The following is a 12,431-nucleotide window of genomic DNA, read 5'->3' as shown; positions in this document are numbered from 1 at the left end:
ACGGCGTCCCGCTCGACCGGACAGCTCATACAGCGCGGGCCGCCCCGGCCGCGGCCCAGTTCGCTCCCGGGGATCTCGATCACCTCGATGCCCTGCTTGCGCAGATGGGTGTTGGTGGTGGCGTTGCGCTCATACGCCACGACGACGCCCGGCTCCACGGCCAGCACATTGCAGCCGTCGTCCCACTGCTCACGCTCGGCCGAGTGGACGTCCTGGGTGGCGGTCAGCACCCGGATCTCCTTCATCCCCAGCGCCGCGGCGATGGCGCTGTGCATCTGCTCCGGCGGATGGTCGCTGACCCGGAGCCCCTGAGCGCCCTCGGCGGGCTCGATCGTGTACGAGCGAAGCATGCCGAGCCCCGCGTACTGGATGAAGGTGTCCCGGTCGACCATGGTCATGACCGTGTCGAGATGCATCAGCGCACGCCGCTTGGGCATGTCGAGCGCCACGATCGTACGGGCGGAGCCGGCCGCGAACAGGCCCCGCGCCAGCATCTCCACGGCCTGCGGGGTGGTGCGCTCGCTCATTCCGATCAGCACCGCGCCATGGCCGATGACCAGCACATCGCCGCCCTCGATGGTGGAGGGATAGTCGCCCTGCCCCTCCGACCAGTGGTGGAACGGGCCCGCCTGCGGACCGGTGAACAGCGGATGGTGCTTGTAGATCGCCTCAAAGTGCACCGTCTCCCGCTGCCTGGCCGGCCAGCGCATGGCGTTGATGGACACCCCGTCGTAGATCCACGCGGAGGTGTCGCGGGTGAAGAGGTGGTTGGGCAGCGGGCGCAGCAGGAAGTCGTCCAGATCCATCACATGGAAGCGGACGGACGTCGGCTCGGTGTGCCCGGCGAGGAACTCCCGCTTGGTCATCCCGCCCACCAGCGCCTCGGCGAGATCGGCGGCGGACAGCTCCTCGAACGCGGCCCTGAGGTGGCCCGCGGCGAGCGGCCCGTACTCCTTCTCGTCGAAGACCCGGTCCAGGACGAGCTTCCTGGCCTCCGGGATCTCCATCGACTCACGGAGCAGATCGCCGAAGAGATACACCTCGACGCCCCGGTCGCGCAGTACGTCGGCGAATCCGTCGTGCTCCTGGCGCGCCCTGCGCACCCACAGCACGTCGTCGAAGAGCAGGGCGTCCTTGTTGGACGGCGTCAGCCGCTTCAGTTCCAGATCGGGCCGGTGCAGTATGACCCGGCGCAGCCGCCCGGTCTCGGAGTCGACATGGAATCCCATGTCCCCATCCTCACCGCGCGGCACGCCGTTCACCCGGTGAACGGCGCACCAGTTTCCGGCAGTGCGCCGTTCGCGGGGCGGCGACGGTGCTACGCCAGCTGCGCGAGCAGGACGATCAGGCCCACGCAGGCCACGATCAGACACACCATCGTGGTGACGGCCCACCGGCCGTCCTGGGAACCGCGGCCGCCGGCGGCGGGCCGGACGGTGCGGGTGCCGCGGCCGGGGCCCCAGCCGTGCGATCGAGCGGCCGGGGCGGCGGGCGTGGCGAGGGCCGTGGGGGCAGCGGAGGCGGCGGCGCCCGGGCGTGGCGGCCAGCCGTACGCCGTCGTCACCAGGGCCCGCCACACCGTGGGGTCCAGCCGCGCGTCATCGTCGTACGCACCCTCCACGATCTGCCGGAACGCGGCCCGGCCCGCCCGGTCCGACTGGCTCAGCCGCGGCAGGAGCTCCGCCAGTCTGCCGGCCACCTGGGGGTCGTCGCCCAGCGGGCGCACCGCCCAGCGGTACAGGGAGACGGCGTTGGCGGCGCGCAGATCGTCGCCGGGGCCGCCGGGGCGGTCGTCCATCACCAGCAGGTCCAGATCGAGAACGGCGAAGCACAGCTCGCGCCGCGTCCTGTGCGGCCAGCGCGGCCATCTGCGCGCGATCTCAGCCAGCAGCAGGGTCGTCGCCTCGTAGGGAAGCTCCTGGCGCAGCGCGTCGTTCAGTGCGTCGATCAGCGCGTCGTCCGCGGCGAAGACCGGGACGGAGGGGCTCTCGGGCTGCGCCCTGAGGCCGTCCAGCAGGGTCTGCAGATCCCGGCCGGGCCGCCGGCCGAGCCTGGGGAGGCGTCGGGGCGGCCGGTCCGGCCCCCGCCACTGGGGAGGCACGACCGGGACCTCGCCCTGCGGCGTCTGCCAGCCGGGGGCGCGGTCCGGGCGCGGGAGCGGGGGCGCGGTACGGGCGTCCGCCCGGGAGCGCGCCTGGCCCTGCGGCGCTGCGGCGTACTGGTCGTACGGCCGCGCGTACACCTCCGGTGCGGGCGTGCTCCCCGACGCCGGTGCCCCGGCGTCGTCGCCGTACAGGGGCGCCGCCGGACGCCCGGCCGCCCCGGTCCCGTACGACGCCGCGGCCGCCGCCCCCTCGCCCCCCGCCGACTCCGCGTACGGCACCCGCCCGGCGGCGGCCTCCCGGCTTCCCGGTGCCGCCCTTTCGGGCCCCGGCCGCTCCGCGTACGGCTCCGGCGCGGAACCGTCCCCCCGGCCGCCGGCCGGACCCGACGCCCCCTCGCCGTGCCAGCCCCGCACCCGCTCCGGCCCCTCGGCCCGGTCACGACCCCAGCCCCCGGCCGAATCCTGCGCACCGCCGCCCGAACCGCCACGCCCGGCCCCCGCCGACTCCGCGTACGGCTCCCACCCGGAGCCGGCCTCCCGGCCCACCGGCCCACCGGCCCCGTCGCCGCGGGGCTCCCGTCCGGAACCGTCCCCCCGGTCCCGCGGGCCCCAGCGACCGCGGTCGGACCCCGATCCGCCGGCCCCCTCGCCGTACGGAAGCTGCCCGGCGGCGACGCGGTCTCCGGGCGGGCCTCCGGGGCGGGGGGCGTCGTCCGGCTCCGGGGCGGCGGAGACGTGGTCCCGCGAGCCGTCGGTGGCACGGTCTCCCGGCCCGCCGGGGTACGGCTCGGGCACGGCGGCGTCGGGCGGCGTGTTGCACGACCCCACGCCGTGGCGGTCGTCCGGCGCCCGGCCGCCGGGCGTCAGGTCCGTGGTCCGGTCCGGGCCGGTGACCGGCAGGGATTCGGACGGCCCGCGGCGGCGGCTCGGCGCGCGGTCGAGGTCCGACAGCGCCCGTGAGGCGATGTCCAGCACACCCCCCGGCGCGCCGCCCCCGCCCAGCCGTTCGCGGGCGGCGCACAGCGCCTCGCCGACGGCCAGTTCGCCGTCGGCGCCCCGCGCCACGCCGCTCAGATGGTGCCGGACGAGCCCCGCGGCCACCTCGTGGGCCCGGTCCCTGATGTGATCCAGCGGGTCGACCCGCAGCCGTACGGAGTCCTGGGCCGCGCCGGCCGGCCAGCGGCGGACGAAGACGAAACGCAGGTCGGTCGATTCCGCGGTGTCGTGGGTGGCGAAGGTCCAGCCGTCGCGGCGGAGCGCGCCGAAGATGCCGTGCACGCCCCACAGCACCCGGCAGGCGCTGTCGCCGCCGCGGCCGTCGAGGAGGGTGAGCCGATGGCGCGGATGGCGCAGCGACTGGGCGACGACGCCGGTGAGTTCCTCCTGGCTCGCGGCGAGCCCGAGCGCCAGCCGCCGGGTTCCGGCCTCGGCCGACCGCAGCAGATCGCCCGCCCGCACCCGGTCCAGGCGGCCGCGGACGCCGCCCGCGTCGAGGTCGCCGCCGTGCCAGTTCCAGCGGTGCAGGCCCAGGCAGTCGCCGGCGTCGAGCACCCGTGCGGAGCCGAACAGCGCATGGCAGACGGCGTTGGTCCGGCCGAGTTCGTCGCGCTGCGGCCGGCGGTGCACCAGCAGCGCCCGGTCGTCGTGCTCGATCCGGATGAGCGCGGGCAGGGTCTCCTCGCCGGTCGCCCGCAGCAGCGCGGCCACACGGCGGAAGACCCCGTTCGCCCGGCCTGGTTCACAGGAGAAGGCCACCGGGCCGAAGCCCGTGGTGCTGGAGGCGTTGTCGGAGTCCCAGCGGAAGACGATCTGGTCGACTTCCTCGTCGAGCCGGTGCATCACAGGCCTGCCTCTCCCGGGTCCGCCCCCGGCAGGATCCCGGCCATAGCGAAGATCGACAGTAGGGGCGCCAGCACCCGGCGGGGCCTGACGCCGTGGGGGAACACATCCCCTTTCGCCTCGCCGCCGGTCGCCGCCACGAAGTGCAGGGTGCAGCGCGCGCAGTCGTCGAACGGCTTCAGCCAGGCGGGGGTGGCGTGCTGGGCGATCAGCGCATAGGCGTCCCGGCTCTCCTCCCGTACCGCTTCGGCGTCAAAGCGCGGCGGCAGCGCCCGGCCCAGCCAGCGGTCCACGGTGGGATCAAAACGGAGCAGGTCGCTCTTGTTGACGGCGACCGCGGCCGGGGTGTCGACGTAAGGGCCGTTTCGCGGCATGCGGTTGAGGACGGTGGCAAACGCCTCGTCGCCGAGGTCCCTCCGGCGCAGCCGGTTCCGCTCGCGTGCCGGGTCGAGGGACGGCAGCCGCAGGGCCCGCAGCGGGTCCAGTACGAAGATGAACGCCCCCACGCCCATCAGAAAGCCGGTGACCTCGCCCTCTTCCGCCAGGTCCTCGCCGGCGAGGTCGAAGAAGACGACCGGGCGGGTCTGGCCGCGGCCGGAGACCAGCAGGCCGTCGGCGAAGCGGGCGAAGGACTGCTGGCCGGTGGGGGCGAGCTGCTTGCCCTGGTGCAGGTTCTGGACCCTCTCCCGGAGGAACGTGCGGTGCGATACCGGGTTGAGGGGCAGGCACTTGAGCCCGTACGGCTCCAGACCGCCCTGTTCGATCTCGCCGAGCATCGTCGCCAGCAGATGGGTCTTCCCCACGCCGGAACTGCCCACCAGGACGACGGAGAGCGGCTCGCCGTTGGTCAGATACGGCACGGGCAGCTCATGCGGCCGGTCCGGGTCGGCGTGCGGGCAGCGGTGGTAGGCCTTGCGCAGCGCGTCCTGCCGGATGGCGGGCCGGTGTTCGGCGCTCAGGTCGAGCGGCAGGCGCTCCCCCTCGGGCGAGAGTGTGATGAGCATGCTCTCGTCGTAGGCGACCGGCAGCAGACAGTGCGGGCACATGGGGTCGCGGACGGGCGGCGGGGGTTCGGCGGGCACGTCGTACGGGGCGTCGCCGTTCTGCGGGGCCGCGACGGCGCCCCACAGCGACCGCAGCGAGCGGCGCAGGGAGGAGACCGGCGGCGGGGGCGGCTCGTGCTCCACCGGTTCGCCGTGGGTGACGAGCCCCAGATTCCGCCGTTTGCGAGCCAGTTGTACGTCGAAGTCGCCGCGCGCCGGGCCCAGCGGGTCGCCGGCGGCGGGCGCGGCGGCCAGCGGGTCGGGGACGTTCAGCAGCCGCAGCAGCTCGGCGGGAGCGGGCCGTGCGGCGGCCCGCGGAGCGAAGACGCCGCCCTGGTCCAGGGCGGCGAGCCGCCGGTAGGCGGACAGGTCCCGCGGGGGGCCCGTGCCCTGGTCGGCCCGCCCGGACAGCAGGAAGTACATCAGCTGGGCGACCGCCCACAGATCGTCCCTGGCGTCCGCGGCCCCTGCGCCCTCGCGCTGCTCGGGCGAGGCCCACGGCGACTGGCCGAAGGCGGAGCGCGGCTCTCCGCTGCGCAGCGCGCCGTACGGTTCTGCGAGCCGGACGTGCCGGCCGTCCCAGCGGACGGAGTCGGGCGCGATGCCCCGGTGGACCAGGCCGGTGTGCTCCAGCAGCCGTACGGCCAGGACGAGCTGGGCGAGGACGCGGTGCTGCTCGTCCACGGTCAGGGCGCCGCGGCGGGCGCGCAGCGGCTCGCCGCCGTGGACGCGGTAGAGGACGAAGGGCTCCGGCGCGTCGAGGTCGAAGCCGACGAGCCGGGTGAACACCTCCCCGTACGGCTCGGAGCCGTACCGCCGCTCCAGGGTGACGGCCGCGCTCACCTCGCGCTCCAGCGCGGTGTAGGCGTGCGGGTCGTCCTGGGCGAAGCGGGGCAGCCGGTGCTGCTCCACCGCCCAGCCGGCGCCGAGCGTGACCGTGCGGGCCAGCAGATGGGGGCGGCCCGGCAGCCGCCGGTCGGCTCCGAAGCCCGCGGAGAAGCGGACCGGGGCCTCCTTGTGGGTGAGGAACTCCAGCTCTTCGACGTGTGCGCCGGCGTGGCCGCCGTCCGTCCGTCCGGTCATGGCGCGCTGCCTTCCTCTCCTCTGACCGTGCGGACGGTCTCGGTGCGCAGCGGCACCAGACGCAGCAGCCCGGCGTGCCGGCCGGCCGCCGTCCACACCACGTCCTCGGGTGCGCCGCGCCAGTGGTCGGGTGTCTCGTCGTGGTCCGCGCCGCGGCGCATGGCCTCGGGCACGAACCGCACCTGGCGGACCGCCGCGGGGTCCCTGGACAGCATGCGGCGGTGTTCCGCGCCGCACAGCGGCACGGCCTGCTCGGCGATGCCGTCCGCGCCGAGCAGCCAGGCCAGCCGGTCGGCCGGGACGCCGAGCAGCTGCGGCGCGCCGGGGCGCTGTTCGGGGTGGTGCGCGTAGGGCGGCGGGGAGGCGGCCCCGTCGCGCAGCAGCCGGCCGTGCACCTCGTCGAGGGCCTCGGCCATCGGTCCTTCGAGCCGTATCCGGGCGGCTCCGGCGGGGTCCCGTTCGACGGCGGCCCAGCAGGGTGTGACGATGCGGACGACCGCGTCCATCAGGTCGGCGACGAGGGTGTCGACCAGCAGCGGTCCGCCGTCGCCCAGCTCCCGCTCCAGCCATGCGGGGTGGGCCGCGGGCTCCCAGCAGTCGTCGGGACGCTGCTGCCGTGCGGGCGAGGTGCGGCGTTCCTGGAGGCTTTCGAAGCCGAAGGGGTCCGCCTGCCGGGCCTGTTCGGCCTGCCCGGCCTGTTCGGCGTGCGGGGCGGGTTCGGGGCTCATGGGGCGCTCGGCGGGTTCGCGGGGCGGCCCGCCGGGCGGTGCGGTCAGCGCGTCGAGCCAGCCGTCGTCGGCCGGTCCGCCGCCCCAGGTGTCCCAGCCCCAGGCGTCGGACGCGGACTTGGCCGCCTCGGAGGGGGCGTCACCCGCGGGCGGCGGATCGTACGGCGCCGCGCCGGACGCGGCGGCCGGCACGCTGCCCGGTCCCCGGGCGCCGGGCGGCGGGCCGTCCGGGGCGTGCCGCTCCGCCGCGTCGGCGAGGCCGCGCAGCAGCAGGGACATGGCCCGGGCCCCGTCGGAGCAGTGGTAGCGGGCGTCGGCCAGCAGCCAGTCGTGCACGGCCGTCTCGATCAGCAACTGATCGGCCTCCGCGACGATCTGCCCGGAGTAGTCCGCGTCCATCGCCCGCCACCAGGCGTCCACGGCCGCGGTCCATGAGCGCAGCGCCAGCGCGGCCGTCAACAGCAGCGAGAGGGCCAGAGCGGCCGCGGCCGCCCACAGCGGCGGCCCGGCCAGCTGCCCGGTCAGCGCCCCGGCGAGCCCGCCTGCGAGCCCGCCGAGCAGCCGGGGCGCCGCCCCGGCGGTACCACCCCCGTCGAGCCTGCCGTCGGGCGACCGGTTGGGCCTGCGGCGCAGCATGAGGACGGCGAGCCCCGCGCCAGACACCGCGACGAGCGGCCCCAGCAGCCAGCCGAGGCCCGGCCAGAGCCCGGCGAGGAACGCCAGTACGCACGCGACCGCGGCGGCGACGCGCCGGGAGCCGCCCGCGGTGAACGGCTCGGGCCGGGTCAGATGGAGCAGATAGTCCCGGTCGCAGATCTCGTCGAGCCGGGCCAGCCGGGCCGCGCTGCCCGCGGGGGCGGAGCGGCCGGAGAGCGCCGCGAGCCGGGCGGCGACCGCGCGCAGCGGCAGCCGGCGGGCCAGCAGGTCCTCGGTGAAGCCGCGCAGTCCCGGCCCCACGCTGCCGCGGGACGCCTCGGGGATCTCCGGGAGCGCCACGCCCCGCTCGGCCAGCCTGCCGCGCTGCTCGGCGGTCAGCCGTACGCCGCCGCCGTCGGCGAGCGCGCCCGCGATGATCTCGTGGTAGCCGGCGAGCGCCGTGGAGAGGCGTTCGAGGCGGCCGGGCAGATCTGCCTGGCCCGCGCGGGTGGCGAGCAGCCCGGTCCAGCGACGTATCCGCTCATGGCCATCGGCGGCGGAGCGCAGGGCGGCCCCGCACTCCCGGTGGAGTCCTTCGGCGCGGCCGCCGGGCAGCAGCCAGGCCCGGCCTTCGAGGCTGCGGGGCACACCGTCGCCGAGGAGGAGGGCGAGTTCGGCGGGCACGGAGTCGCCCAGCGGCGGCGCGGGGCCGTCCTGGCCGATGAGGCTGTCCAGGGCCTGCCGCCACGACCGGGTCCTGGCGTCGTCCGTCAGATCGTGTTCGAGGACGCGTACGGCCGGTACGGCGACGCCGTGGACGACCTCGCCGACGCCGTGGAGCACGGCGTCGAACACCACGGGGTCCGCGAGGAGTTCCGTCAGGGGGCGCAGGGCGTCCTCGACGCCGGGGCGGCGTCCGCCGGGCACGGCCGGAGGCGACGCGGAGGAGCCGCCGGAGGCGTCGAGGAGCCAGAGCACTCCGGCGGCCGGCGGGCGCAGGGTGAGCGGCCGCCGCAGCGTCCGCTCGTCCCCGTCGCCCACGGCCAGGCAGATCAGCGTCGCCGGGCCGTAGGAGTAGAGCTGTTCGTACAGGAGCTGGTGGGAGACGAGCGCGGAGGCGTCGTCGATGACGAGAAAGCGCCGCTCGTCGCCGTGGTACGGGGTGTCCAGGGCTTCGGCGACGGCGCTGTGCAGGGCGTCCTTTCCGGCGTACGGCTGGGCGGAGGCCCGCAGATCGAGGCAGACGGCGTGGGAGGGGTGCTGGGGCTGGTGCTGTGGTGTCACGGTCGGCCTCACTCCTCCGCGTCGTCCAGGTCCCACGGGTACCTGGGCGCGGCCGGGCGCTCGGAGCCCGCGCGCCGGCGGGCCTGATCCTCCGCGGGCGGCTCGGGCTCCTTCTGCGGAGGGACGCTCCGATCGTGGCCGCCCTCCGGCAGGTCCCCGTCGCCGTCGTCCCATGCGGCGGCAGACCACTCGTGGCGGTCCTCGGGAGGCGTACTCCGTTCGGGGCCGTCCTCCGGGGGACGGCGGCGCTCGGGGCCGGGGTCGCCCGCGGACCAGTGCTCCGCGGCCCTCCTGCGGGCCGCCGGGCGGCCGCCGTTGGCACGGGTCTGCGGCCGCGGCGGCGCGTCCCGCGGCGTGTCGTGTGCCGTCGGCGGCGGGCCCGGCGGCGGGTAGTCGTCGGCGCGTGGGCCCGCCCCCGCAGCGCCGTGTCCGGCGTAGCGCGCGTGGAGGGCCGCCAGCGAGGGGCGCGTGGGCCGGGACGCGCCCGGAAAGCGCATCTCCAGCGCGCCCTTGAGGGTCTCCTCCCAGAAGTGCCTGAGCGGTACGAGCCACTCCTCGTCCTCGCCGGGGTAGCGGCCGGACAGCTTGTCGAGCAGGGCAGTCTGCCGGGGCGCGACCTCGCGCACGAGCGTGGTGAACAGCTCCGACGGGGGTACGGGCGTGGTGGCGAGCCCGGTGGGCTGGGTGCGCATCAGCCGGTCGCAGAAGTCCTCGATGATCTGCCCCTCGTCCAGCAGCGCCCAGCGTTCATACGCCGCGACCAGTCCGCCCCAGCTGGAGACCGAGCCGTCGAACGGCTCCAGACGCAGCGTCATGGTGGCCGAGCCGCCCTCCTGGAGGCGGATGCGAATCAGCTCGGGGGAGGTCGCGGGTCCCTCGTGGGAGACCTGGCCGTTCCACATGGCGCACAGGATGCGGTGCAGTATCCGCTGGCGGTCGTCCTCCGTGCTGGCGAGCCAGTCGTCGCGGTAGCCGAGCCGCTGCCGCCAGTGCAGGAAGTCGTCGGGGCCGGACGCGTCGCGGGCCTCCGCCCAGAGCCTGAGGACCTGCCGTACCTCGGAGACGTCGGTGAGGCTCATCCCGCTGCGGAACAGCACGACGGTGACGGATTCGGTGTCCACGGCCCGGAACTCCTGTGTCGCGCCCGGGTCGCGCGGCAGCGCCAGCTCCTGGCGCAGATACTGCTGGGCGCGCGCGTCGCCCTCGCTCTGCGGATGGACGACGAGGATCTTCAGCGGGCCGCTGCCGTCCGGGGTGAAGCCGACCGGCAGCAGCCCGGCGAGCTGGGAGCGGAACTGCTCCAGCCAGCGCGGGTCCACGGCGGCCTCGGCGTCCTCGTCGCCGGACGCGGCCCGCAGCAGCATCGCCATGGACGGCAGCAGCGGCCGTTCGTTGAGCACGCTGGCCTCGCCGAACAGACCCTTCACCCGCTGTTCCAGGACCTGCTTGATCTCCTTGACGGCGGCGCGCGGGGAGCGGCGCGCCTCGTCCAGCGCCCGGTGCCAGTCCTCCGGCTGGATCAGCCGGGCGACCAGGGCGGCGGGGCTGGTGTTCTCGGCGAGGCCCTCGTGCTGGAGGAGGCGGTTGAAGACGTCGTCGTAGAAGGTGCGGAGGTTGCTCTGCGGCGGCAGCAGATACGACACCCCGGTGCGGTCGTCCCGGTACAGCTCCTTGCGGCGCTCCTGGAACAGCTTGCGCTCGCCCTCCTCGTGTGCGCGCAGCGCCCTGGCCAGCTCGCCGGTCTCCCGCATGGCCCGGACCAGCGGTGGCCGCCAGCGGGTCTCGTGCTCCTTCCAGGCGCGGTGCCACAGCCGGTTGGCGTGCCAGCGGTACCAGGCGTCCTGTTCGTCCAGGGCGTCCTGGACGTCCGGGTCGCCCCAGCGGGCGGGGACGAGGCCGCCCATCGCGCCCTTGACGCGCGGGATCTGGGGGGCGGTGGGCTGGATGCCGTCGGGGCGTTCCGGGTCGTTCCTGCGGTTCTCCAGCATCCCGGCGAAGCCGGCCTCGGCGGGGCGCCTGGGGTGGCCGGGCAGCCCGCCGAGCACCCGTTCCAGCCGGAACGGGCCGACCAGGCCGAGCAGTTCCCGCGCGCCGGTCTGCGGTTTGAAGTCCTCGACCAGCCGCGGCATCTCCCGGTCCAGTTCGCGGCCGAGCCGGCCGAGCCGGTCCTCCATGTCGCCGATGCGGTCGCGCAGCGCCTGGCCGATGTTCCGGCTGCCCTTGGGCAGCGGGTCGGGCGGCGGGACGTCGGGGGCCTCACGGGTCCACAGCCGGCCGACGGCGGAGCGTTCGAACATCTCTCTGACGCGCTCCGTGCCGTCCTCGTGCGGCCGCTGGGCGTCCTCGATCATCCCGCGGACGGCGTGGGCGAGCAGCCGTCCGGCGACGATCTCGGCGAGGTCGTCGACGGGCACGGTGAGAGAGGCGGCGAGGCTGGTGGACATGCCCCGGTAGCCGATGCCGGAGCGGGCGGGAGTGGAGCGCTCCACGCTCTTGTTGACGAAGCTGGCGGCGAACGACTGGTAGTCGTCCTCGGTGCGGCCCTGGACGCTGTCGTCGGTCAGCTCGGTGCCGATCAGCGACATCACCATGGCGGTGATGGAGCGGCGCAGGTCCTCGGGGCGGATGACCGCGGGCCTGCTGAACAGGAACGCGGTCTGCACGGTGGAGGGCCGCAGGGCGACGACGCCGTCCTGCGGATAGCGCACGCTGAGCGAGCCGCGCTGTTCGACGTCGCCGAAGTCGCTCTGCGCGTCGGGGACGTTCTGGTCGTCCACCAGCCGGGAGAGGTCCACCAGCGCGCGGGCGGAGTTCAGTTCGGCCTCGCGTCCGCCGCCCGCCTGAAGCGGGAAGGCGGACGGCATCACGACCAGCGGGTAGATCTTCACGCCCGGCACCTTGGAGGTGCGGAACACATGCCCGATAAGGTGGATGAAGTCATAGAAGATGCCGGCGCCGGTGCCGCCTGCCACCGAGAAGGCCACGAAGACGTCGCAGCCGCGGATCTGCCGGCCGCCGAGGTCCCGCAGATCGCCGGCGGCGTTGCTGATGGCGCTGACCGCTTCGCGCAGCTGCCGCACCACCGGTTCCAGTCCGCCGCGGAGGGTGGCGAACAGCGCGGCCCTGCCGACCGTGGGCAGCTGCCCCGCGCCGTTGTGCAGCGGGGCGACGCGCGGCTGCCGGTCCTGGGGCGGCAGCCAGTCGCGGGTCTCCTCATGGAGCGCGACCCGCAGCATCCGGGTCACCTCGGGGGAGCTGTCGTAGCCGGTGGGCAGCAGATCGTGGATGATGTGCGAGGTGCGGGCGTAGGCCGCGCCCTCCACGCCCTTCGTGCTGAACTGCGGGAGCTTGTCGAGTTCCGCCTCGCTGAAGTCCGCGTACACGAACTGCAGATAGTCCGGTAGCTGGAAAGGCGCCCGGCGGCCGGCGGCCACCAGGGCGGTGCCGTCGGGGCCGCACAGTTCACGGCGCAGACCGCGCTCCAGCTCGGCCCCGATCCGGCCGCCTGTGCCGCCCAGGCCGACGAAGAGCATGGGCTGGTAGATCTTCATATCGTCTCCCACGTGGGCCGCGCCCGCGGCCCGTCGTCACTCAGAAGTCGGGGTCGAAGCGGCGGGTGCCGACGGTCTGTTCTCCGGTGTCCTCGGGGCCCGCGCCGTACGGGCCCGTGCCCGAGCGGCCTGCGCCGCCGGAGGGGCGGGAGCCGTTGGCCGG

The 12,431-nt window shown here is 75.3% G+C and carries 5 protein-coding genes; all 5 read right to left on the bottom strand.

Features of this window, described 5'->3' with window-relative positions:
• Window positions 1-1,229, bottom strand: a 1,229-nt coding sequence (locus OF819_RS28580) for an arginine deiminase (protein ID WP_267246555.1), incomplete at its 3' end; no start/stop codon positions are given.
• Between the two features lie 89 nt (window positions 1,230-1,318).
• A complete protein-coding gene (locus OF819_RS28575; protein WP_267246554.1) occupies window positions 1,319-3,943 on the bottom strand; it encodes a hypothetical protein in 2,625 nt (874 codons plus the stop codon).
• The gene (locus OF819_RS28570) at window positions 3,943-6,069 is read right to left on the bottom strand and encodes a hypothetical protein (RefSeq protein ID WP_267246553.1); all 2,127 of its coding nucleotides are present in this window, start codon (window positions 6,067-6,069) and stop codon (window positions 3,943-3,945) included. Before OF819_RS28570 ends, OF819_RS28575 begins: the two co-directional genes overlap by 1 nt.
• The gene (locus OF819_RS28565) at window positions 6,066-8,717 is read right to left on the bottom strand and encodes a hypothetical protein (RefSeq protein ID WP_267246552.1); all 2,652 of its coding nucleotides are present in this window, start codon (window positions 8,715-8,717) and stop codon (window positions 6,066-6,068) included. Before OF819_RS28565 ends, OF819_RS28570 begins: the two co-directional genes overlap by 4 nt.
• A gap of 8 nt (window positions 8,718-8,725) precedes the next feature.
• Window positions 8,726-12,268, bottom strand: a complete 3,543-nt coding sequence (locus tag OF819_RS28560; protein ID WP_267246551.1) for a tubulin-like doman-containing protein — start codon at window positions 12,266-12,268, stop codon at window positions 8,726-8,728.
• Between the last annotated feature and the right edge of the window lie 163 nt (window positions 12,269-12,431).

The sequence above is a fragment of the Streptomyces sp. PR69 genome (assembly GCF_026420845.1).
Lineage (GTDB): Bacteria > Actinomycetota > Actinomycetes > Streptomycetales > Streptomycetaceae > Streptomyces.
Note: the sequence above shows the minus strand (reverse complement) of the source record. Positions and strands in the feature narration are given on the sequence as shown.